General features: G+C 36.9%; 19 protein-coding genes. 8 read left to right on the top strand and 11 right to left on the bottom strand.

Annotated features, from left to right (window positions below; all coding sequences use genetic code 11):
- Positions 1-118 precede the first annotated feature (118 nt).
- On the top strand, positions 119-661 hold the full coding sequence (locus tag AC4CVF_RS08850) for an Mpo1 family 2-hydroxy fatty acid dioxygenase (protein ID WP_336953017.1): 543 nt from the start codon (positions 119-121) through the stop codon (positions 659-661).
- 222 nt (positions 662-883) lie between these two features.
- On the opposite strand, the gene AC4CVF_RS08845 is transcribed toward AC4CVF_RS08850, so the two are convergent.
- Together AC4CVF_RS08845 and ychF are read right to left on the bottom strand one after the other, a co-directional pair.
- Positions 884-1,495 (bottom strand): superoxide dismutase, encoded by a 612-nt coding sequence (locus AC4CVF_RS08845; protein WP_419327426.1) that lies wholly within the window; start codon positions 1,493-1,495, stop codon positions 884-886.
- A gap of 465 nt (positions 1,496-1,960) precedes the next feature.
- On the bottom strand, positions 1,961-3,052 hold the full coding sequence (ychF, locus tag AC4CVF_RS08840; RefSeq protein ID WP_336953014.1) for a redox-regulated ATPase YchF: 1,092 nt from the start codon (positions 3,050-3,052) through the stop codon (positions 1,961-1,963).
- Between the two features lie 324 nt (positions 3,053-3,376).
- On the opposite strand from ychF, the gene AC4CVF_RS08835 reads away from it, so the two are divergent.
- Entirely contained in the window at positions 3,377-3,838 is a 462-nt protein-coding gene (locus AC4CVF_RS08835; RefSeq protein WP_336953012.1) for a hypothetical protein, read from the top strand.
- Between the two features lie 101 nt (positions 3,839-3,939).
- Here AC4CVF_RS08835 and AC4CVF_RS08830 read toward each other — a convergent pair whose 3' ends face one another.
- The 7 genes from AC4CVF_RS08830 to AC4CVF_RS08800 are packed head-to-tail and all read right to left on the bottom strand — an operon-like array spanning position 3,940 to position 11,352.
- Positions 3,940-4,599 (bottom strand): methionine ABC transporter permease, encoded by a 660-nt coding sequence (locus AC4CVF_RS08830; RefSeq protein WP_336953011.1) that lies wholly within the window; start codon positions 4,597-4,599, stop codon positions 3,940-3,942.
- On the bottom strand, positions 4,580-5,650 hold the full coding sequence (locus AC4CVF_RS08825) for a methionine ABC transporter ATP-binding protein (RefSeq protein ID WP_490789215.1): 1,071 nt from the start codon (positions 5,648-5,650) through the stop codon (positions 4,580-4,582). The genes AC4CVF_RS08830 and AC4CVF_RS08825 overlap by 20 nt, the downstream gene beginning before the upstream one ends.
- 11 nt (positions 5,651-5,661) lie before the next feature.
- Positions 5,662-6,498: a MetQ/NlpA family ABC transporter substrate-binding protein gene (locus tag AC4CVF_RS08820; RefSeq protein ID WP_419327427.1), complete on the bottom strand. Its 837-nt coding sequence runs from the start codon at positions 6,496-6,498 to the stop codon at positions 5,662-5,664.
- Positions 6,499-6,508: 10 nt separating this feature from the next.
- The gene (locus tag AC4CVF_RS08815; protein ID WP_490773983.1) at positions 6,509-7,390 is read right to left on the bottom strand and encodes a MetQ/NlpA family ABC transporter substrate-binding protein; all 882 of its coding nucleotides are present in this window, start codon (positions 7,388-7,390) and stop codon (positions 6,509-6,511) included.
- A 55-nt stretch (positions 7,391-7,445) separates the two neighbouring features.
- A complete protein-coding gene (locus AC4CVF_RS08810; RefSeq protein WP_490789214.1) occupies positions 7,446-8,879 on the bottom strand; it encodes an LLM class flavin-dependent oxidoreductase in 1,434 nt (477 codons plus the stop codon).
- Entirely contained in the window at positions 8,879-10,111 is a 1,233-nt protein-coding gene (locus AC4CVF_RS08805; RefSeq protein ID WP_483769971.1) for an SfnB family sulfur acquisition oxidoreductase, read from the bottom strand. Before AC4CVF_RS08805 ends, AC4CVF_RS08810 begins: the two co-directional genes overlap by 1 nt.
- A 35-nt stretch (positions 10,112-10,146) precedes the next feature.
- Complete coding sequence (locus tag AC4CVF_RS08800) at positions 10,147-11,352, bottom strand: SfnB family sulfur acquisition oxidoreductase (RefSeq protein WP_483769970.1); 1,206 nt, start codon at positions 11,350-11,352, stop codon at positions 10,147-10,149.
- Between the two features lie 396 nt (positions 11,353-11,748).
- On the opposite strand from AC4CVF_RS08800, the gene AC4CVF_RS08795 reads away from it, so the two are divergent.
- The 4 genes from AC4CVF_RS08795 (at position 11,749) to AC4CVF_RS08780 (ending at position 16,883) form a co-directional block, all read left to right on the top strand.
- The gene (locus AC4CVF_RS08795; RefSeq protein ID WP_483769969.1) at positions 11,749-12,513 is read left to right on the top strand and encodes a glutathione S-transferase family protein; all 765 of its coding nucleotides are present in this window, start codon (positions 11,749-11,751) and stop codon (positions 12,511-12,513) included.
- A gap of 71 nt (positions 12,514-12,584) precedes the next feature.
- Positions 12,585-12,959, top strand: a complete 375-nt coding sequence (locus AC4CVF_RS08790; protein WP_336953003.1) for a hypothetical protein — start codon at positions 12,585-12,587, stop codon at positions 12,957-12,959.
- A 317-nt stretch (positions 12,960-13,276) separates the two neighbouring features.
- Positions 13,277-13,546: a hypothetical protein gene (locus AC4CVF_RS08785; RefSeq protein WP_004720907.1), complete on the top strand. Its 270-nt coding sequence runs from the start codon at positions 13,277-13,279 to the stop codon at positions 13,544-13,546.
- A 697-nt stretch (positions 13,547-14,243) separates the two neighbouring features.
- On the top strand, positions 14,244-16,883 hold the full coding sequence (locus tag AC4CVF_RS08780; RefSeq protein ID WP_490789213.1) for a bifunctional aconitate hydratase 2/2-methylisocitrate dehydratase: 2,640 nt from the start codon (positions 14,244-14,246) through the stop codon (positions 16,881-16,883).
- A gap of 1,454 nt (positions 16,884-18,337) precedes the next feature.
- Here the strand turns inward: AC4CVF_RS08780 and mqo are convergent.
- On the bottom strand, positions 18,338-19,984 hold the full coding sequence (gene mqo, locus AC4CVF_RS08775; protein WP_419820488.1) for a malate dehydrogenase (quinone): 1,647 nt from the start codon (positions 19,982-19,984) through the stop codon (positions 18,338-18,340).
- 317 nt (positions 19,985-20,301) lie between these two features.
- Complete coding sequence (locus AC4CVF_RS08770) at positions 20,302-20,787, bottom strand: Lrp/AsnC family transcriptional regulator (RefSeq protein WP_336952998.1); 486 nt, start codon at positions 20,785-20,787, stop codon at positions 20,302-20,304.
- 481 nt (positions 20,788-21,268) lie between these two features.
- Between AC4CVF_RS08770 and AC4CVF_RS08765 the strand changes: the two genes are divergently transcribed.
- Positions 21,269-22,252, top strand: a complete 984-nt coding sequence (locus AC4CVF_RS08765) for an ion transporter (protein ID WP_419327435.1) — start codon at positions 21,269-21,271, stop codon at positions 22,250-22,252.
- Between the two features lie 180 nt (positions 22,253-22,432).
- Positions 22,433-22,885, top strand: a complete 453-nt coding sequence (locus AC4CVF_RS08760) for a hypothetical protein (RefSeq protein WP_419820486.1) — start codon at positions 22,433-22,435, stop codon at positions 22,883-22,885.
- The last annotated feature ends 57 nt before the right edge of the window (positions 22,886-22,942 follow it).

Here is a 22,942-nt window from a genome sequence, read left to right as displayed (position 1 = left end):
TGTTATCTACTTCTTTGAAAATTTAAATGAAAAATCAATTCAAGTTGTCAGGTAGACGACAACTTTTATCTTAGCGCTTTTATATAGTGAAATGAAGAGATTAACAAGGACGCTGAAAATGAATAGATTAGAGCAACTTCTTAGCCAATACGCAGCTTATCATTTAGACCATAAAAATGTATTTACGCATTTTATTGGTATTCCGATGATCGTATTTTCAATCATGTGTTTAACGGCTAGAGCAGGGGTGATGCTTTCAAGTTTTGAAATCACTTTGGCATTGATTCTATTGGTTTTAAGTGTGATTTATTATTTGAGTCTGGATAAATCATTGGGCTTTTTAATGTTGGTTATTTATGCAGTAGCCTATCCATTTGCCTATAAAATTGCGCAATTGGGCATGGGAACTTGGTTAAGTATTAGTATTGGTACTTTTGTTGTAGGATGGGTATTCCAATTTGTAGGGCATTTTTATGAAAAGAAAAAACCCGCATTTGTTGACGATTTAGTCGGTTTAGCAATTGGTCCATTATTTGTTTTAGCTGAATTTGTATTCTTGCTGGGTTTTCGTAAAGATCTACAAGAAAAAATGCTAACAGAAGCGAGAAAGCAACGAACTGCTATGGATGAAAAATCATTAGACGCTTTACACGCGAAATAATTAGAAAGATAAAGAATCTAGTTCATGATAAAACCCTTTAAGTCAGGAATTTAAACTGACTTAAAGGGTATCGACTTCTATATTTTTGTTTGTCTTAGAATAAGAATTCTTTGATAAAAATCACTAAACCAAAGAAAAAAATGGCGCAACCAATATAAAATTTTATTTTTTTAATCATTGAAGAATTGAAGATTGGCATCGTCATATGGTCTGTATAGTATTTCATTGGATTGCTTCTAAATAACGGCGATTCACTTCTTCCCAATTCACAACATTATAAAATGCCGCAATATATTCGGGACGACGATTTTGGTATTTTAAATAATAAGCATGTTCCCAGACATCTAAAGCCAGAATCGGGATATTTCCATTCATCAGTGGTGAATCTTGATTGGCACTGCTTTCTACGATGACTTTCTTTTCAGGGGTAACGCTCAACCATGCCCAGCCACTGCCAAATCGTGTCAGTGCTGCTTTGGTAAAAGCTTCTTTGAAGTTTTCAAAACCGCCAATATCTCTGTCAATTGCTTCAGCGATTTGTTTAATTGGCTCTCCACCACCTTGAGGACTCATTACTGTCCAGAATAAAGAGTGGTTAGCATGTCCACCACCATTATTAATCACGCTATTTTTAAGATCAGCAGGAACTTCATTCACTTTTGAAACCAGTTCTTCAATCGACAACTTTTCCCATGGCGTACCTTCAACTGTAGCATTGATATTATTGATATAGGTTTGATGGTGTTTGGTATGGTGGATTTCCATTGTTTTTGTATCAATATTAGGTTCAAGTGCATCGTATGCATAAGGCAGTTGTGGAAGCGAGTAAGCCATGAATCAATCCTGTTATGTTAAGTATAGTGATAATGCTAATAATTATCATTATTATATATGAGCATCAAAAGTGCAACCAACTTAACTTTATTATTGTGTAGCTGATTTCAAAATAGAGATGATCAATTGAGGCAGGGGCTTAGCGATAGACGCTTGGCGCGTTTTAAGATGTAAATAAATATCGCGTATATTTACTGGAATATTATAATTTTAAATGTTGATATTTTTTTATAAAAACCTGAATACGTGTTTCATTAAAAAGCAGAGTTAAAATTAGATCGATAAGGGGAATGGTCAAAGTGATCCGCAAATCAATCAACAGATCGTTGAATCTAGATTTAAAAAACAAGTTTTAAGTATTCGTCAGACATTTATAAACCAAACTAAAACCAGCGAAAGATTCTATGATGAAAAAAAACAGGTTGAAGAAGTCTTCAACCTGTCTCATCAAAGAATGAGATCTGCTTATACGTTAAAACGGAAGTGCAAGACATCACCATCTTGAACGATGTAAGTTTTACCTTCTAAACGCCATTTTCCTGCTTCTTTAGCGCCGTTTTCACCGTTGTATTGGATGAAATCATCATAAGCGATACATTCTGCACGAATAAAGCCTTTCTCAAAGTCAGTGTGGATTACACCCGCAGCTTGAGGTGCAGTTGCACCCACTTTTACAGTCCAAGCACGTACTTCTTGAACACCTGCTGTAAAGTAAGTTTGTAAGCCAAGTAAGCTATAACCTGCACGAATCACCACATTTAGACCTGGTTCTTCCATACCTAATGCTTCAAGGAATTCAGCACGATCTTCATCATCCAACAATGAAATTTCAGCTTCGATTTGGTTGCAAAGCGGAACAACGATTGCATTTTCCTCAGCAGCTAACTTTTTCACAGCTTCAAGGTGTGGGTTGTTTTCAAAACCATCTTCTGCAACGTTTGCAATATACATGGTTGGTTTTAATGTCATTAAACCAAAACCACGCACAAGTTTACGTTCATCATCATCTAAATCAGCTGCACGAGCAGGCTTGCCTTCATCAAGTAAAGGTAGAATTTTTTCTAAAACAGATTTTGTTGCAAGCGCTTCTTTATCACCGCTTTTAGCTGATTTTGCCAAACGTGTAACTGCTTTCGTTACGGTTTCTAAGTCAGCAAGTGCAAGTTCAGTATTAATCGTTGCAATATCATCTAATGGATCAATTTTACCATTTACATGAATTACGTTTTCATCTTCAAAACAGCGTACAACGTGTGCAATTGCATCAGTTTCACGGATATTTGCAAGGAATTGGTTACCCAAACCTTCGCCTTTAGATGCACCTGCAACTAAACCTGCAATATCGACAAATTCCATCGTAGTTGGAATAACACGTTGTGGTTTAACAATGGCTGTTAATTTGTCTAAACGTGGATCAGGTACAGGTACGATGCCTGTATTTGGTTCAATGGTACAGAATGGGAAGTTTTCCGCAGCAATAGCAGCTTTAGTCAATGCATTGAAAAGTGTAGATTTACCAACGTTCGGCAAGCCGACAATACCGCAATTAAAACCCATGAAATAACTCACAAAGTGTTATATAAAAATTGCGGATGATTTTACATGAAAGCCATGACAAAGTCAGGTCTGCGACCTATAAGTTTTTAAACAGATCATGACTATATTATATCCTGTGCTAAATATTTGAGTGTAAATAGAGTTTTATTGAGCAAAAATAATAGTGCAGTTAGAGAAATTGTGAAGGCATATAAATTCTATTGACTAGGATATTCCCAACCCTAGTATGCTTATATCTATACAATATTTACCTGATTTCAGGGATATGTTGATCAATGTTTATTGGTTATTTTTTAACTTCCTTATTGAATAGCAGTACTTAAAATGACTAAACATTATTCAAATGTAAACCTTGTCAATAAGACAAATAAGACTATATCAGAAATCAAGTTTTTACATCGTTATGATTCAGATGTATATAATTATGGCGATAAGGACATTTTAGAGAAAGAAAAACCTTATTTGATTTGTGTCGCAGAATATTGGACAGGTTTTCTAAGAGTCGGTGTAGATTATTGGTGGATCCAATTTAAACTCGAAAATAAAACATATACTTGCAAGGCTAATTTCTTTTGTACGTTAATGTCAGAAGATGGTGGTAAAGATGTGACTGTCGAAGTGCATACTGACAAAATGTATATTAAACCAGCCAAGTCCAGTAGTTGCTATGTTGGTTTATATGAGCCTTCACTTCTTGCTGAACAATTTGAACAAGAGTTGATATTGTCTGGTATAGCGACTGAACCTCAACCGGCTTCAGCATTTAAAAAATGTAATTGCGATTAATGCAAATGTTATAATTTTAGAATAATCGTTATTTAAAAGGAACTAAATCTTCCTTTTAAATAACGTCATAGGGTTCGTATTTTAAAAAAGGATCAATCCGTTCAAATCTTCCGCTTATCCAACTGGCTTGCCAAACTGTCACCAAATGCCTGAACGATCATGACCAAAGCCACCAAGACTACAATCACAGCAAACATCATTTGCATATCAAAGCGTTGATAACCATAACGGTAGGCAATATCACCTAAGCCACCAGCACCAATTGCACCCGCAATTGCAGAGGAGTTAATCATGGTGACAATTGTGACTGTAAAACCTGCCACAATACCGGGAAGGGCTTCAGGTAAAAGCACATGCCAAACAATTTGCTTACGGTTACAGCCCATCGCTTGTGCAGCTTCGATTAGACCTTGATCAACTTCACGCAAGCTAACTTCTGCAATACGGGCAAAAAAAGGTGTCGCGGCTAACGTTAATGGAACAACAGCTGCCCAGACTCCGTAACTGGTTCCGACAATCCAACGGGTTAAAGGAATCAGTGCCACCATTAAAATCAAAAAGGGAACAGATCGGGTAATATTAATCACCGTGCCTAATGCATGGTTAATCTTTTTAGATGGATAAATCCCTTGCTCAGATGTATTGACCAAAATCACGGCTAAAGGTAAACCGATCAAAAAGGCAACAATGGCAGATACACCAACCATCAGTAAGGTATCTATGGTTCCGGTCAGCAATAAATCAATGAGTTGTTCTTGCATAGCCAAGTACCTCTATTTGCGCAATTTGATGTTTTAACCTTTCTTGTAAATTATGCAGGTCTAAATGGGTTTGTTCAGTACCGACAATCAGTGTTCCAATCAAATGGTTTTGGATATTGTCGATGTGACTTTGATATAAATGTACCGATTTTTCAAAAACTTTAAAAAGTTCCACTAAATCAGGTGAGTTTTTCGGATCGGTTTCATAACGTAGTTTTAAAATGCTATGGGTGGAATCTTGTTGCAGCTCTGTATGCACTGGAAAGGGCAAATCGAGCTGTTCTAGGTTTAACAATTCTTGTGTGATTTTCTGCTGAGGCTGTGAAAACACGGACCAGACTTGTCCTGACTCAACAATTTCACCATGTTCAATCACCACCACTTGATCGCAAATTTCACGAATTACTTGCATTTCATGGGTAATTAAAACAATGGTAATCCCCAATTCTCGATTGATTTTTTTCAACAAGGATAAAACCACTGAGGTACTTTCAGGATCAAGTGCAGACGTTGCTTCATCACACAATAATATTTCTGGATGATGCACCAGCGCACGAGCAATACCAACACGTTGCTTTTGACCACCAGACAGCTGTGAAGGGTAGTTATGTGCTTTATTTCCCAATCCGACCAGATCTAAAACATCGTTGACACGTGTTTCAATTTCAGCTTTATCGACATGGGCAATTTTTAAAGGCAATGCCACATTGTCCCAAACGGTTTTGGCAGACATTAAATTAAAATGCTGAAAAATCATCCCGATTCTTTGCCGTGTTTGAATCAATTCAGCATGACTGAGTTCAGCCAAATTCTGTTGATGAATATGAATACTGCCTTCAGAAATACCTTCTAAACCATTTAAGGTTCGGATTAAGGAAGATTTACCTGCACCACTTTTACCGATGATGCCGAAAATCTTGCCTTGAGGAATATCTAAGTTGATATTTTTTAATGCATGGATCTGTTGATCTTGCCCATCATAGTATTTATTCAGATCACGAATTTTGATATGAGGGACTGAAAAATCAACATTCGAACCGAAACTCACCATTTCTATTCTCCTTATTTCCAGCCTGCAAACCACATATCTTTGCCGAAATCTTTATCTAAAATATCTCGAACTTGCTGTGAGTTTTGGAAAGCTTGAATAAATTTCTCTAACTTTTGATTTTTGTCTTGATAATCGGTACGTGTCACAAAAAGAATGGCGTACTTTTTATCAACGGGATCTAAAAACAGCGCACTATGCGGATCGGCTTTTTTTGCCATATTTAAGTAATGCGGAAAACCAAAAATCAGATCTGCATCATCATAAGCTAAAGCTGTTTGTGGACCTTCAACTTCCAAAAACTTCAAGTGTTTTGGGTTTGTAACAATATCTTGAAGTGTTGAAAGTTCATTGTTGATGTCTTTGATTTGAATTAACCCAGCGCGGTGTAGCAAGATCAAAGCACGCGCAGAGTTAACGGGGTCACTGGGGATGACAACACGAGCATTTTGAGGTAAAGCTGCTAAGGATTTATATTGTTTTGAATATAAACCGACATGGCTGCCGCTACCTGTACCAAAAGCATGCAAATCGTAATTGGTTTGTTTAATGGCATTTTTTAAAAATACACTTTGTTGGAAAAAGTTGGCGTCAATGTCACGGTTTTGCACCGCAACATTGGGCGCTTGCCAATCTGAAAATTCGACCAGTTTGACATGGATACCATCTTTCTCTACCTCTTTGGCAACTGTTTGTAGTAATTCTGCATAAGGTGGGCTAATGCCAATCGTGAGTACATTATCCTTTTGTTGATTTTGTACATAACGATAGGTAAACAGCCCCAATAATACGATGACAACAGCAAGACCAATCAGCAGGTTCTTGTTTTTGAGTTTGGAAACTTGGGACATGAGTTATTCCTTATTTCCAACCAGGGAACCATAAATTTTCACCAATATCATCATTCAAAGCCTGTTTGACCTTGTCCGAAGTCTGGTAAATTTTTACAAACTCTTTTAACTGTTTGGCTTTTTCTGGGTGCTTTTGCTCATAGTCATCTTTTACGACAAACAAGATCGCATAACGGGTATTGGTATTATCATCGAGTAATAATGCTTTGTTTGGATCAATGGTTTTTGCAAGACGTAAATAAAGCGGGTAGCTAAATACTAAATCAGCATCATCTACAGCACGCGCAGTTTGAGGTCCTTCAACTTCAATAAATTTAAAGTTTTTAGGATTTGAGATAATGTCTTGTAAGTTCGATAAATGGTTATTCGGATTTTTTAAGGTGATGAGTTTTGCCTGTTGCAAAAGCAACAGTGCGCGACCTTGGTTGACTGGGTCATTTGGAATTACTACTCGTGCATTTTCAGGGACAGCCGCTAAGGAATCATATTTTTTAGAATATAAGCCCACATGAGTTGCCACACCTGTGGCAATCGGTTTCAGTTTAAAATCAGTTTCTTTTAATGCATTGGTTAAAAATGGTTGGTGTTGGAAATAGTTTGCATCAATATCACCATGATTTAGTGTGATATTCGGTGTGTTCCAATCTGAAAATTCTACCAGTTTAATATGAATCCCTTGTTTCTTGGCTTCCTCTGCTGCAACTTGTAAAGGCTTGGCAAAGGGTGGGCTAATACCAATGGTGATTTCTTCTGAACCGGCTTTTTTATGTTGGTTCCAATAAAAAAGTCCTGCAATCACGGCAATAATGATCACACCAAACAGAATAAATTTATTCTTGGAGCCTGATTTTTTGGATGGATTACCATTTGCAGGTGAGTTTATTTGAGTCATGTGACACCCCTTAAAGTGAAATTATTCAATTCATCATGTTTGCTGATTAGGTTATTTAGGCAGTTTGCTTTTGCCGATCTGCCGTTTCGATGCTGTTGTTATGATTTGAGTTTTGACATCGAAAATCAGCAGCAGGGTGTTGTTGAGTTAAATGATCACCCTGTTTAAAGATTTTGTTACGTAAAGAACCATTTTCATATTTGGTTTTAAATCTGCCACGTTGTTGAAGTTCAGGAATAACAAAACGAATAAAGTCATGATGTGATTCAGGCGCAACAGTACGAGTTAAGTTAAAGCCATCAATACCTGTTTCATCAATCAACTGAATTAATTTTTCAGCAATTGTTTCACCACTTCCAACAATCAGTGGATAACGACCACCGAGTTGATGCTGTGCTTTAAGATCGTTAGGCGTGATCTGGTTTTCCTTAAATTTATTATTGACTGAAGCAATACTATTGGTTTGTTGATATGGGATTGCCTCATCATCAGCATATTTGGATAGGTCTATACCGACTGAACTTGAGAAATGTGCTAAACCTGCTTCTGGACTTGCATAGCGGGCATATTCAACTAATTTTTCTTGAGCTAATTCATCTGTTTCTGCTGTAACCACTGTGATTCCCACAAAGATTTTAATATCTTCGGGATTACGGCCTTGTTGCACAGTCAATTCTCTAATCTTGTCCACTTGTTGTTTGATTTTTGCAGGTTGATCACCCCCAATAAAGACACATTCCGCATGACGTGTGGAGAATGCTAAACCGCGTGGTGAAGCACCTGCTTGAAAGAGCACAGGGGTACGCTGTGGTGAAGGTGAGACTTGGAAAACACCTTGGCTTTGATAAAAACGCCCTTGATGGTTAATTTGATGAACTTTTTTAGGGTCAGTAAAAATACGCTTTTGCTTATCTTTTTGTACTGCATCATTTTCCCAAGAACCTTCCCAAAACTTATAGCAAAGCTCTAAAAATTCTTCAGCTTGTTCATAACGTAAGTCATGATCTTTTAAACCTTTTTGCCCAATTAAGCGTTCAGCACTGTCCAAATACCCCGTCACAATATTCCAGCCAATCCGACCTTGTGTCAGATGATCTAAACTCGCGAAGCGCCGTGCGAATTGGTACGGAGTTTCGTAACTTAAGTTTACGGTCACGCCAAAACCTAGATTTTGGGTTACAGCTGCCATTGCGGAAATCAGGGTAGATGGGTCATGACTCGGCAGTTGGATGGACTCTTTTAAGGTTAAATCTATACCATTCTGGTAGACATCATAAACACCGGTAATGTCTGCGATAAACAACACATCAAATAAACCTTGCTCCAAGGTCTTAGCGAGATCAGTCCAGTAATTGAGCTCATTAAAACGATGAGATTCATCACGCGGATGGGTCCATAAGCCGTGATTGATATGGCCGACACTGTTCATGTCAAAAGCATTGAGTAAAATTTGTTTTTTAGGTGCTGTATGTTGAGATGTATTTGTCATTACAATGTCCCTCTGCGTGGTGGAAGGATGTTGTTTAATACATAGTTTCCAATAAAATAATATTTCCAGCGTGATGCATCATGCAGTGTATGTACCCGTACATTGCGCCAATGTCGATCTAAGCCATCGGCACGTTGACTACCGCGACTTCCAGCCAATTCGATCAATTTTGAAGACGCTTTTAATGCTGTTTCTGTACTGTGTGCACGGACTTTAGCAACATCTAGTGAGGCTTTGGCAATATTTTCAACTGTAGGTTGTGGTTTTGCTGCATCAATAGATTGAGCAGCTTGTTTTAATAAAACCTCACTTGCTCTTACATCAGCAGCAACACGACCTAATTCATAAATGGTCAGTGGATCTTGGTCTGCACGTTCTACATTGGCATCAATCCATGCGCGTGCTTGTTTAACCCGTTCTATTGTTTCTTCAAATGCTGCACGCGCAATGCCTGTTTCAATCGCAGCATGCATAATTTGTGCAAATGGCCCAACAAGGGTGGGTTCAGAAAATGCAGTGTCAAAACGAATGACATATTCAGATTCAACAAAAACTTGATTGAATTTTACGGTACCACTACCTGTGGTTTTTTGTCCAAAGCCTGACCAATCATTGATACGTTGTAAGCCTTGTGCATCTGCAGAAATAAAAGCCAAATATTCACGTTCTTCAGCATCACGGACTAATGTCGGAATACGATGGGCAAATAGACTGCCCGTGCAATAGAACTTTTCCCCATTGACCACATAACCATGTTCAGTTTGATTAATTTGGGTATGCTTTTGTGCAGCAGTCTTGGTCTTAAATTCAGCGAGGGCATTGCCAAAACGTGCGCCTTGAAGTACTTCGCTATAAAGTTTTTTCTTTTGCTGTTCTGTGCCTGTATTACGTAATACTTCTAGTGCATAAAAATGGTTTTGTGGGATTTGACCAATAGAGCCATCTACGCCACTGAATAATGCAATTATTTTAGCAACAGTATGACTAGAGACCTCTGCACCACCATATTGCCGTGGTACTGTGATGGCCCATAACCCTGATTGACTAAAAGCTTCAACCTCATCAAAAGGTAAAATTCTTTCAGCATCACGGAGTACCGCATTCTCTTTAAATTGCTGACTCAACTGTTGCGCGATTTCTAAAGCTTCTTGATCATTTTGAATAATATGTGCTTGTGCAAAGGGATGATTGTGTACATCCAATGTTTTATTGATATCTTGATAAGTTGTCATAATATTTCCCTGATGAGTAACAAAGTCGTTTAACTTTAAATCCACGCATGGCGCTGATTTTGCGTACCATTTAAGTAATAGTTTCCAATGGCATGAAGTTTCCAACGCACAGGGTCATGTAAGGTATGTACACGAGCATTACGCCAGTGTTGATCTAGATTATGTGTTGCTAGACTTGAACGACTACCGCCTAATTCAAGTAGCTTTTCAGAAATAAGTAGTGCTGCATCATTGGCATACACTTTTGCCTCAGCAACGATAATGGAGGCTTTACTGGCTTGTTCAGGACTGACGATGTCTTGAGAATCTAACTGATCTAAATATTCTGCGGCTTCATCGAGCAATAAAATCGATGCATCGAGTAAGATATTGAGCTTACCGACTTCTTGTAGGGTATACGCTTCAAAACTGGCTTTATCCACATTGGCATCAATGATTGGGCGCGCTTTATGGATTGCAGATAAAGTATCAGCAAAGGCTGCTTCTGCAATACCCACATCAATCGCAACCTGAATCAGTTGTGAGTACGCCCCACGATATTTTGACGCATCAGCAAGTGGTTTTTCATCCATAATAAGATCTGGGTGAACCACAACATTCTTTAAACGCACTGTGCCACTTGCCGTTGTACGTTGTCCAAAGCCATCCCAATCATCAACAATTTCCACACCGTCGGCTTTTGCATCAATAACAGTTAAAACAATATGTCCATCTGGATGAATTGCACGTATCGCCAACCAATCGGCAAAATATGAACCCGTTGAATAAAACTTCTCACCATTTAAAAAATATTGACCATTGATCTGTTCTAAACGTGTTTCAATAGTGCGGGTATCTTTAGTATTGCGTTCTGGGCCACCATTAGAAAGACGTTTACCATTTAAAATTTCAGTATAAATAAACTGTTTTTGCTGTTCATTGGCGATATGCTCAATGGCATTTAACAAGCCAAATTGATTTTGAGGAATCTGACCAACACTGGCATCTGCCTTAGATAAAATACGAAAAACATGCGCAAGGGTTTTATTTGAAACTTGAGCGCCACCATATTTTTTGGCAATACGAATTCCGCCTAATCCTTTGAGGCTTAATTCTTGAATGACATCAACAGGTAAAATTCGTTGTTGATCACGTATATTTCGTTCTACCAAAGCAAAATCAGCAACTTGGTAAGCTGCATTTATTGCTTGTTGATCGTTTTGGATCACAAAGGCTGAGGTAGAAGAATTCAAACTAGACATATTGGCACCTTTCAATAGATACCAAAACACTAAGCAATATTGTGGTAAAAATTAAACGAACTATTGTGCTTAACTTATCTAAAATTATTGTTAGGATAAAAATCGCAAAGTTTTTTAATATTGAGTATAAGTTAAATAATTGAAATTTATAATTTAGTTTAAGTTATTCTAGTCTGATTTTTAGTTTGAGTCAGCTTTGTTATTCCTATCAAGAATAAAGAATAAAGAAACAGATATAACCATAGAATAAGCATTGGGTCATATGACGAGCGATTGAAGTAAAAAGTACATTGTAATTCAGACGATGAATGTCTAAAGTACAGGAGATTACTCAGGATTAATCTTAACTTTTAGATTTATCTAAGCTTTTAATTAAAAAAATAATTTGGAGATTACATGCGTACGTTGTACCAATTCCCACTCTCGCATTACTGTGAAAAAGCTCGTTGGTTGCTTGATCATAAAGAATTGGATTTTGTTGCGCAGAATTTAATCCCAGGTGTCCATCGTGCATTTGCACAACTTAAAACAGGGCAAAACAAGCTGCCTATTTTAAAAGATGGAGAACGTTTTATTGCGGGGTCGACTCAAATCGCATTGTATCTAGATGACGTTTATCCTGAACATCGACTGCTTCGTACCGATCATACGCTTCGTGAAAAAACCTTAGAAATTGATTTGATTGCCAATGAGTTAGGTATTCATGTACGTCGTTGGGGATTGGCACATGCTTTAGCAGAAGGCGATGAACCGCTAGAGATTATGATTGGTGAAAAAGGCTATTTACGTCAATTTGAAAAAATTTCAAAGCCTATTCTAAAAACCATGGTTTCAAAAAGTTATCAATTAGATAAAGAGAAAGTCGAAGAATCTAAATACAATTTAGAGCTGACTATCGACAGTTTAAATAAGATTTTGATTGATAACGGTTGCCGTTATTTTGTGGGTGACCGTCTTGGTTTAGCAGATATCTCTGTATGTTCAATTCTTGCGCCTTTATTAGAATTACCTGCGACACCGTGGGAAAAGGAATATGCAGAAAATATTTCTCAAGAATTTACCGAATTTAGCCAACATTTGTTAGAACTGCCTTTAGGGCAATACGTGAAAAGAATTTATGCCACGGAGCGCAATGCACGTATAGATTGGCGAGGAATGTAAGATTTCAAAGCAAGAAACTCTCCAATTTACTAAAAAATTAAGTATCATAGTGTGGAATTGGAGATTTTTTAATGCAGAAGTTCGTAATTTTAGGTGCGATAAGCACTGTTTTATTGATGGTGGGTTGTACTGAGAAAAAGCCTGCAACTCCTGAAGAAATTTGGAAAGGTTACTGTACCAGTATTGGTAATGCTGCACGCTCTATTACTCTAGATCGTCAAAATGGGATTACCAAGAAAGAAGCAATTGAGTATGCAAATAAAGTCACTGATCCAACGACTAAAGGCTTTGTACTTGAGTATTTAGAAAAAGTCTATGCATTATCAGATGCAGAGCTAAAAGCGGATAAAGATGCAGTTCAAGCAAAGTTTAAGAACGAAGCATTTGAACAGTGTTTAAATACACCGCATGATCCCAAAAAAATGCCAGATTATAAACCGTTCTAAGGAGCGGTTTTTTTATGGCTTAAAGTACCAAAATAGGCAATATGCTTGGTTAGCAGACAATGAAAGAATAGAATTTGTGTAAATTAGAAATGCGAATCGTGAATGGTCAATACATTCACACTTTTGAGTGTCCATCCCTTTAAATCATTTATATGTGTTTTTTGCATAAAGATTACCATGACGTGTTTTTTATGTTGGGTTATCGAGAATCTCTAAGTAATCGACAAGCCTCGTCACAAAAAATGATTAGCATATAAATTGAAAAGCATATATACAATATAGAAATAGAAAACAAAAAGTAGCATAGGAGTGAGACAATGGAAGTAGTTGCTTATTTACATAATGCAGATTTGCTCTTAGAAGATGACAATGGTGTCGCTGTGATTAGCGGAAGTCATTATGTGCTGAGTTTAGGTGATCAAGTTTTTTTCCAAGAAGTCATTGACGAACGAGCGAAGTTATACCAAGTAAAAATTTCATTTGCGTGTACTGAACATTCAATGTTTCATGAAGATGAAGTGCAAATGAAATTTGAAGGTTGTCGTACAGAATTTCAAAAGTATGTAGACAGTACAACAGTCCACTAAGGTGGAATGTACTTTGCTCTAAAAAAAAGGCAACATATGTTGCTTTTTTTATGGCTAAAACAGTCTAAAAGCCATGTAGGCATAACTTCTTTCGGATTAAAGAGAAGTTCATGTTTTACAAAGATAAGGGTCTGCTGGCATTTCATAAATGGTTTGAGTTGTAGGCTAAAATTGAGCAGGCAAGGTATGAAACGAAGAGAATAGCGAGATTATTTTTGAGTTTCATAACGCAGACTGAGATAATTTTAGCCACAACCCTGAGCAAGAACAAAGCACTGCTTTGTTTGCAGCGCAAGGCGCAGCGGGGGGACTAGAGTGTTTTTTGCTGCTACATCGTTACGAACTATTCATTTAGAATGACTAAATTTCATATTTCATGCCTTGTATCATCTAAAAAACACCCGTAGTCGCAAACATAGACGAATTGTCAACAGACCCTGTATTTTTAGGGATTTTTCGATTTAATTTGAGAAATAATTTACATAAACGTCTGATGAAAGCGTACTGTGTAGATCTGTAGTTAAATGAAGCGAAAAGTGATGAGTATTTATTTATAAAATAATGGTCATCACGAATTAATACGCTCATTGCATTAACTTTTGGCTTGATTTTTAGTAAAATTTGACAGTCCATATTGCCTGTGAAGCTTTAATAAGCAGGAATTCACAGGTAAATTTTTAAAAAGAGGAATTACACCGTGCTAGAAGCTTACCGCCAACACGTTGCAGAACGTGCCGCACTCGGAGTCCCACCGAAGCCACTTGACGATGCTCAAACTGCTGACTTGGTTGAATTACTAAAAAATCCACCAGCGGGTGAAGAAGCATTTTTAGTAGATTTGCTTGAAAACCGTGTTCCAGCAGGTGTTGACCAAGCTGCATATGTAAAAGCTGCTTTCTTGACTGCTGTTGCTAAAGGTGAAGCGACTTCTCCATTGGTTTCTAAAGAGCGTGCGGTTTACTTATTAGGTACTATGCTTGGTGGTTATAACGTAGCACCTTTGGTTGAATTACTTGATGATGCTGCACTTTCAAGCTTAGCTGCTGAAGCATTGAAAAAAACGCTTCTTGTATTTGATGCGTTCCATGACGTTGCTGAAAAAGCCAAAGCGGGTAATGCAAATGCACAAGCCGTTATGCAATCTTGGGCTGATGCTGAATGGTTTACTAGCCGTAAAGACGTTCCAGAAGAAATCAAACTTACTGTTTTCAAAGTAACTGGCGAAACAAATACTGATGATTTGTCTCCTGCACAAGATGCTTGGAGCCGTCCAGATATCCCATTGCATGCAAACGCAATGCTTAAAAACGTACGTGATGGTATCAACCCAGAAGTTCCTGGTGAAGTTGGTCCATTAAACCAAATCAAAGAACTCATCGCAAAAGGCAACCAAGTTGCTTATGTTGGTGACGTTGTTGGTACCGGTTCTTCTCGTAAATCAGCGACTAACTCAGTGCTTTGGTTCTTTGGTGATGACATTGCTCACATCCCGAACAAAAAAGACGGTGGTTACTGCTTAGGTTCTAAAATCGCTCCAATTTTCTTCAACACAATGGAAGATGCTGGTGCGTTACCTGTTGAAATTGATGTTGCTAACATGAACATGGGCGATGAAATCGTTCTTAAAATTGATCATGCTGCAGCAAAAGTAACTGCATTTAAAGCAGGCGAGCAAATCGCTGAATCTGAGTTGAAGACGCCTGTTCTTCTTGACGAAGTTCGTGCGGGTGGTCGTATCAACTTAATCGTTGGTCGTGGTTTGACAACTAAAGCGCGTGAAGCTTTAGGTCTGCCAGCATCTACTTTATTCCGTGTTCCAGTTCAACCTGAAAACACTGGTAAAGGCTTTACTCAAGCTCAAAAAATGGTTGGCCGTGCTTGTGGTCTTCCAGAAGGTCAAGGCGTTCGTCCAGGTACTTACTGTGAACCGAAAATGACGACTGTTGGTTCGCAAGATACGACTGGTCCGATGACACGTGATGAATTGAAAGACTTAGCTTGCTTAGGTTTCTCTGCTGATCTTGTGATGCAATCTTTCTGTCACACAGCTGCATATCCAAAACCAGTTGACGTTCAAATGCAACATACGCTTCCTGATTTCATCATGAACCGTGGTGGTGTTTCATTACGTCCAGGTGACGGTATTATTCACTCTTGGTTAAACCGTATGCTTCTTCCAGATACAGTTGGTACTGGTGGTGACTCACATACACGTTTCCCAATCGGTATTTCATTCCCAGCGGGTTCTGGTCTAGTCGCGTTTGCTGCTGCAACTGGTGTTATGCCATTAGATATGCCTGAGTCTGTACTTGTTAAGTTCAAAGGTAAAATGCAACCTGGTATCACGCTACGTGACCTTGTACATGCAATTCCTTACTACGCGATTCAAGCGGGTGACTTAACTGTAGAGAAAAAAGGTAAGAAAAACATTTTCTCTGGTCGTATCTTAGAAATCGACTTAACAGAAATGGAAACTGACCTAACTGTAGAGCAAGCATTCGAACTTTCTGATGCTTCTGCTGAACGTTCTGCTGCTGGTTGTTCAATCACACTTTCTGAAACGAAAGTTGCTGAATACCTGAACTCTAACATCACCATGTTGAAGTGGATGATTTCTCAAGGTTATGGCGATGCACGTACTATGGCTCGCCGTGTTGAGAACATGGAAAAATGGTTAGCGAATCCATCACTTCTTCAAGCTGATGCTGATGCTGAATACACTAAAGTGTATGAAATTGATCTTGCTGACATTAAAGAACCAGTTCTTTGCTGCCCGAACGATCCAGATGACGCTAAACTTCTTTCTGATGTTCAAGGCGTTAAGATTGATGAAGTATTCGTTGGTTCTTGTATGACGAACATTGGTCACTTCCGTGCAGCTGGTAAATTACTTGATAAAGTACCAGGTGGTTCATTGTCTACTCGATTATGGTTGGCTCCACCAACACGTATGGACGAGCATCAATTGATGGAAGAAGGTTTCTATAACATTTATGGTAAAGCTGGCGCGCGTACTGAAATGCCAGGTTGTTCATTATGTATGGGTAACCAAGCACGTGTAGCTCCGAACACTACTTGTGTATCGACTTCTACGCGTAACTTCCCGAACCGTTTAGGTCAAGGTGCAAATGTATACTTAGCTTCTGCTGAGCTTGCATCTGTTGCTGCGGTACTTGGCAAATTACCTTCTCCTGAAGAGTATCAACAATATGCTGCTCAAATTGACAGCATGTCTGCTGACATCTATCAATACTTGAACTTCGACAAGATGGGCGAGTATACAGATGCTGCTAAAGGTATCGATACTAAGAAAATTGCTGCTGCTCAATTAAGCTAATCTATTGAAAAATATATTAAATTGAGTTGAAACTAAGGGCTGATTATTCAGCCCTTAGTTTTATGTATAAAAATGCTTATATGTGCTATTTACTTAAATATAATGGTTAAAATGATATTCGAATGGTTTATACAATAGAGTAAAGGAATTACATCAATGTTATATAAACTGGTGAGAAATGGCTCAAGTACACGATTTTGTTGTCCTAGATAAAGAAACATATGCATATGAAGATCATATGCAACTGGTTAATCAAGTACCTTATGATGTATCTATACATGATAATCAAATTATGTTTTTTATGGTTTCTTACAACAGATACCAACTTATAATCCATCTAAAAAGGTTAGACATACTGGTTTAAATTACTATGTTCAAACGATTATTGATTCGAAAGGGGCTTTAGCTGCATATAACATAATCAGCAGTATTATAAATGTTATAAAATTATTTCTGAAATTTCTAAAATTTAGTAAAGGATAAACTTATAAATTTGTTGAAGAGCAAGAAAAATTAATATTTCAGAAATATAAAGTGGTGGATCAGTTTGACCAAATGAAAGAGTGTATTAAACAAATCATTGATTCAAATCGGCAATTGTATATTTTTCATTTAGGAATTTAGTACAGATATTTTTTGATAAAAATAATAATTTGTTAACTATACATTTTTAAAATGTCAGCCATCATATCTTTAAAATCTAAAATAACGACATAATGATTAATGCTCGATAGATCAAAATCAGTGTTCACGAAATCAAATAATGCATTTGTTAATGAGTTGATCTCTAGGTCATCCAATATGTTATTTGAGAAAACGGAAGGGCTGGACTCAACAGCAATTAGCCGATTTTTTCCAATACTTCAAAAAGTAATATTTCCAATCTTGAGAATGGTAATCAAGGGTACAGTCCTGCAATACTCCGATACCTTGCGGAAGCTTTTAATTGTTCTGTCGCACAGCTATTCTTATTGGCTGAGAGTTTAGATGAGCAAGAGAATGTCTCAGAAAATTGGGATAAGATGCCTATCGATGCTTTATTTATACAATTACCCAAAGATATTCAAGATAACTTAAAACAACTGATATATAGTTTGATTCAAAATAAATCCTCGTAATCTATTTTTATAAGTAAATTATTACATTCAAATTTTTATTATTCTAAAATTTTAATGATCTGTTTTAAATCAATTAGATTCAGTGAAAATAAATAAATTTTTTGATCATTTTTTATAAATTAATCAATTGGGTAAAGCTTAATTTTCTTTAATAACCATTTGCTTAATCAGAAAGTTTTTGAGTAGGCATTAAAAAGCCCCTTATTCAGGGGCTAGTCGTATAGATCACTCTATACTTATATAAGGCTCATCTCATACTGAGTCTATTAAAACACAAAATGAGATATTCAGCTATAAAAAAGATGAGCTGTAGCTCATCTTTTTTACACAAGAAAATTAATGTGCATTTGCTACAGCAGGTGCAGCAGCGGCTGTCGCATCATTTGCAGCTTTACGAGTAGGTGTATAGTTTAAACCTAAAGTCGAGCTGGTATATGTACGCACTTGATCAAGCAGAGCAGGGTTGGTATTTAAATCCTGTTGATAAGACTTCACAATCTCATGCAATTTTGGATTCCATTTACCTTTCACTTGCTCTGGGAACGCTTTTTCCATCAAGCTCAACATAATGTATGGAGAGGTTGATGCACCTGGTGAAGCACCAAGAAGGCCCGTGATTGAACCATCTTTAGAGGTGAAAATCTCAGTACCGAATTGAAGTGTTGCTGGTTTACCCGGTGCTTTTTTGATGATTTGAACACGTTGGCCAGCTTGGCTTAAAGTCCAGTCTTCAATTTTTGCATCTGGATAATACTTTTTCAATTCATTGAACTGATCTTGCTTAGACATCGCCACTTGGCTGACTAAATATTTCACCAAGTCCAGATTTTCTATTCCAATGGTTGCCATCGGAATCACATTGTTTTTGTTGGTCGCATCAATTAAATCAAACTGAGAGCCATTTTTTAGGAACTTGTTTGAATAGGTTGCGAATGGGCCAAACAATACATACTTTTTACCATCAACGTAACGAGTATCAATGTGTGGTACAGACATCGGAGGTGCACCTAATTCAGGCTTACCATAGACTTTTGCAGTATGTTGTGATGTAACAGCTGGATTGTCTGTCATCAAGAAAATACCACCGATCGGGAAGCCAGCATATTGCTTAGTTTCTTCCAGACCTGTCATTTGTAATAATCTAATTGCAGCACCGCCCGCACCAATAAACACATGGCGAGTTTTAACATGACTGGTTGTGTTGGTTTTTAGATTTTTAAACGATACAGTCCAAGTTTTGTCTGCATTTTGACTAATACCTGTTACTTCAGATGAAGTTTCAAGTTTGAATTTAGGCTGTTTTTTCAAATGATCAATTAATTGAGTCGTAATTGAACCATAATTTACATCAGAACCTACGTCCATACGTGTTGCAGCAACTTTTTGGTTTGCATCACGGCCCTGCATAACTAAAGGCGCCCATTGCTTAATTTCAGCAGGATTTTCAGTATATTTTAATCCTTCGAACATTGGGCTTTGGCTCATCGCTTCATAACGTTTTTTCATGTAGTTCACGCTATCGCCCCAAACAAAGGCAATATGTGGTACAGGATTAATAAAGCTGTTTGGTTGACCCAGCACGCCATTTTTGACTTGATAAGCCCAGAATTGTTTACTTACTTCAAACTGTGAAGCAGTATCAATGGCTTTTTTAATATCAACTTTACCGTCTTTCTCAGGGGTATAGTTCATTTCCATAAAGCCAGAGTGTCCCGTTCCTGCGTTGTTGAATCCCGCAGAACTTTCTTGACCTACTTGATCCAAACGCTCATACATATTGATGGTCCAGTCTGGTTCAACTTCATTGAGGTAAGTCCCCAAGGTTGCACTCATAATACCGCCACCAACAAGTACCACATCTACAACTGGTTCATCTGCTGTTGTGTTGACTTTTTTAGAAGCAATTGGTCTAAATAAAAAGATCAATCCAATAACAAATATAACCCCGATGACAATCAGTAGGTATTTAAAAAATCTCTTCATATATTTCCTGTTTCATCAAGTTTTAATAATATTGTAATGTAGAAAAGTTACATAAATCTTAGTTTGTGTAATGATTTTTTTCGTAAATGATTTAAATATATGAAATAATTTGTTTTTAAATTTGTAAAGATGTGTACGAAAAACAACCAGATTAAAATTTGATTAGTATATTTGTGTAATAAATATTCAAAAAAGTCTTAGACTAAAGTACTATTTTTTGTAGGTGTTAAGCTTTTTGTATCTTTAAATTGGCTGAAAAATATGCTAAAAACAAGAGTTTTCAGTCTAAATATGAAAACTCTTCTCAGTTTTTTTGCTCATTCAATCATCATTAGGTCTGATTTATTTTCAAGCTTTAAAGGACGTAAAGCAAAAATAGAGCGGGTATGACGAATACCTTTCATTGAATATAAGTTTTTACGTAAAAAGCGTTCATAATGTTCAGCATTTTTCACCGCAACTTTGACCAAATAATCATAATCACCTGTTACCAAATGCGCTTCTATAACTTCAGGCATTTGACTAAGCGCATCACTAAATTGTTCTAAGATCTCGTCGTCATGACGTTCTAAAGTGATCTCAATAAAAAATAGCTCATTAATCCCGATGGCTTTGGCATTAATGGTTGCAGTATAGCCTTCAATGACATTTAAAGATTCTAGACGTTTAACGCGTGTCCAACATGGTGAAGAGGAGAGTCCAACCAGATCAGAAAGCTGGGCGACTGTTAAACGTCCATCTTTTCGAAGTGCCGATAAAATTTTGCGATCAATCCTATCTAAACTGTACTGACTTTCATTCATGAGCTTTACCACAGAAAATATTTTCGATAATAATGGAATATGTGAAAAATCATTCCAAAAATACTGGAGATTTATATTAAATACGGGAAACATTCTATTCAGTAGAACGTTAGAATAAACTTATCAAATCAAAGACATTTGGGAGACTGGCTTTGATTTAGCGGATAGTATCTTTAGAGGAAAGGGTGCCTTTAACGATACTGTCCGCGACCTTATTCTACGCTTTAAAAAATTTATAAAAATAGCTTTAAAACGATAAAATTCAACCGCGCCTTCACAAAATGCATATGATTCAATAAGACATTGTAATCTTATTTATTCTATAACAAAAAATTATGCAATGAATAAGATATATTTATACTTTGAGTTCGAGGCTTTAACATTCAAAATAGTCAACAAAATTGTAATCTCAAGTAGCTGAAGATGTGCAATTAAATCGAGAAGTATTAAGATGCTTTATCTTTAAAATAAAGAATAATGCATGCGATTCACAGCTTGGTACACACTTCGAAAATTTGTATATGACAATTTGCATAATGAAGATTATGAAACATGGTTTAGTCGTGCGATCAATTTTTCTTTGATTTTTCTAATTATTGGTAATGTTGTTGCGGTACTTTTAGAATCAATCAATGATGTCTATAAAGCCTATCAACTTTATTTCGATGCTTTTGAAGATTTTTCAATCATTGTATTTACAGCTGAATATATTTTACGTTTTTGGAGTGTTGTAGAAAAAGAACCGTTTGATTCTGAGTGGAGAGTACGCTGGAAATATGTGACCAGTGGTGCTGCGATTATCGATTTACTGGCGATTTTACCTGCATATATCAACTTCTTTGTACATATTGATTTGAGATTTTTGCGGATTTTACGCTTATTACGTTTATTGAAACTTACCCGATATTTCATTTCACTACAGATTTTACTTCGTGTTATAGAACGTGAAAAAGGTTCATTTCAAGCAGTAATTTTTATTTTGGTCATTATGATCGTAATGGCAGCAGCAGGTATCTATGTCGTGGAAGGTCGAGCGCAACCTGATGTCTTTAGCTCAATCCCTGCATCTATGTGGTGGGCCGTGGTGACATTAACCACTGTTGGTTATGGTGATGTAACACCGATTACACCCCTTGGACGTTTTCTTGGTGCATTGATTACCATACTTGGCGTCGGATTAGCCGCTTTACCTGCAGGTATTTTGGCAAATGGTTTAGCCAATGAATTAGAGTTAAGAAAACAACAACTGGAGTTGAAGTTTCGAGATCTGTTAGAAAGTTGCGAAATTGATATTATTCATGATGAAGACAAAATTGATGAGATTCGTAGAGATGTTGGCTTATCTGCTGAGCAGACGCGAGATATTGTTTTACAACTGATTCGTGAACGTAAAGAGCAGGAATTGGAAAGAGAAAAAAACAAGTATTGTTTCTGTCCAAATTGCGGATATAAGTTACCTGAGTGAGTATGATTAAAAGGGATTTATACAATAAAAAATAAATGAAAAATAAATGAAAAATTGAAGTGTAACGATTAAAAATAACTTTTTCTAAAGTTACACTTCAGATACAATGTAAAAGATCAGGCAATTACAACTGAACAAAAGAATGGATTGTCGACACAACGCATTGGATTGTAATTAAGTATGAAAATTAAAAGTTTATCAAAAATTGTTTTATTTGCTGTAATTTCTCTAAATACAGGCTGCGCTGCTGTCATGGCAACAAAGCAACCAACAAAAAAAGATTTATCAATATTTAATAAAGGCGTAGATCGTAGTTTAATTATTGCTGAAATTGGGGCACCTATTACATCTGAATTTAAAAATGGTAAACGTTATGAAATTTACACATTTATGCAGGGATATTCAAAGGCTAATAAAATAAGCCGTGCGGTTTGGCACGGTGCGGCAGATGTCTTCACTTTAGGACTTTGGGAAATTATTGGCACACCAACAGAATCAGCTTTTAATGGGAAAAAAACTTCTTATGAAATGGTTTTTGATGCTGATGATCGTTTAGAAAGCTCTAAATTATTGACAATGTCAGAGTATAGAAATGATTCAAATTCTACAGCTGAAATAGAAGTTAAAAAATAGATGAATACTTTATGAGAATAGAAACAAGGAAGCACATCGCTTCCCTGTTTTATTTTA

Source organism: Acinetobacter sp. LipI_19 (assembly GCF_058242925.1).
This window is presented reverse-complemented; position numbering and strand designations above follow the sequence as displayed.

Excerpts from the sequence above, each read along its gene's own strand:
- AC4CVF_RS08845 (WP_419327426.1), bottom strand. The coding sequence starts at position 1,495 with ATGGCTTACTCGCTTCCACAACTGCCTTATGCATACGATGCACTTGAA.
- AC4CVF_RS08795 (WP_483769969.1), top strand. The coding sequence starts at position 11,749 with ATGCGTACGTTGTACCAATTCCCACTCTCGCATTACTGTGAAAAAGCT.
- AC4CVF_RS08785 (WP_004720907.1), top strand. The coding sequence starts at position 13,277 with ATGGAAGTAGTTGCTTATTTACATAATGCAGATTTGCTCTTAGAAGAT.
- AC4CVF_RS08825 (WP_490789215.1), bottom strand. The coding sequence starts at position 5,650 with ATGGTGAGTTTCGGTTCGAATGTTGATTTTTCAGTCCCTCATATCAAA.
- AC4CVF_RS08850 (WP_336953017.1), top strand. The coding sequence starts at position 119 with ATGAATAGATTAGAGCAACTTCTTAGCCAATACGCAGCTTATCATTTA.
- AC4CVF_RS08835 (WP_336953012.1), top strand. The coding sequence starts at position 3,377 with ATGACTAAACATTATTCAAATGTAAACCTTGTCAATAAGACAAATAAG.
- mqo (WP_419820488.1), bottom strand. The coding sequence starts at position 19,984 with ATGAAGAGATTTTTTAAATACCTACTGATTGTCATCGGGGTTATATTT.
- AC4CVF_RS08765 (WP_419327435.1), top strand. The coding sequence starts at position 21,269 with ATGCGATTCACAGCTTGGTACACACTTCGAAAATTTGTATATGACAAT.
- AC4CVF_RS08800 (WP_483769970.1), bottom strand. The coding sequence starts at position 11,352 with ATGTCTAGTTTGAATTCTTCTACCTCAGCCTTTGTGATCCAAAACGAT.
- AC4CVF_RS08810 (WP_490789214.1), bottom strand. The coding sequence starts at position 8,879 with ATGACAAATACATCTCAACATACAGCACCTAAAAAACAAATTTTACTC.
- AC4CVF_RS08815 (WP_490773983.1), bottom strand. The coding sequence starts at position 7,390 with ATGACTCAAATAAACTCACCTGCAAATGGTAATCCATCCAAAAAATCA.
- AC4CVF_RS08770 (WP_336952998.1), bottom strand. The coding sequence starts at position 20,787 with ATGAATGAAAGTCAGTACAGTTTAGATAGGATTGATCGCAAAATTTTA.
- AC4CVF_RS08790 (WP_336953003.1), top strand. The coding sequence starts at position 12,585 with ATGCAGAAGTTCGTAATTTTAGGTGCGATAAGCACTGTTTTATTGATG.
- AC4CVF_RS08760 (WP_419820486.1), top strand. The coding sequence starts at position 22,433 with ATGAAAATTAAAAGTTTATCAAAAATTGTTTTATTTGCTGTAATTTCT.
- AC4CVF_RS08820 (WP_419327427.1), bottom strand. The coding sequence starts at position 6,498 with ATGTCCCAAGTTTCCAAACTCAAAAACAAGAACCTGCTGATTGGTCTT.
- ychF (WP_336953014.1), bottom strand. The coding sequence starts at position 3,052 with ATGGGTTTTAATTGCGGTATTGTCGGCTTGCCGAACGTTGGTAAATCT.
- AC4CVF_RS08805 (WP_483769971.1), bottom strand. The coding sequence starts at position 10,111 with ATGACAACTTATCAAGATATCAATAAAACATTGGATGTACACAATCAT.
- AC4CVF_RS08830 (WP_336953011.1), bottom strand. The coding sequence starts at position 4,599 with ATGCAAGAACAACTCATTGATTTATTGCTGACCGGAACCATAGATACC.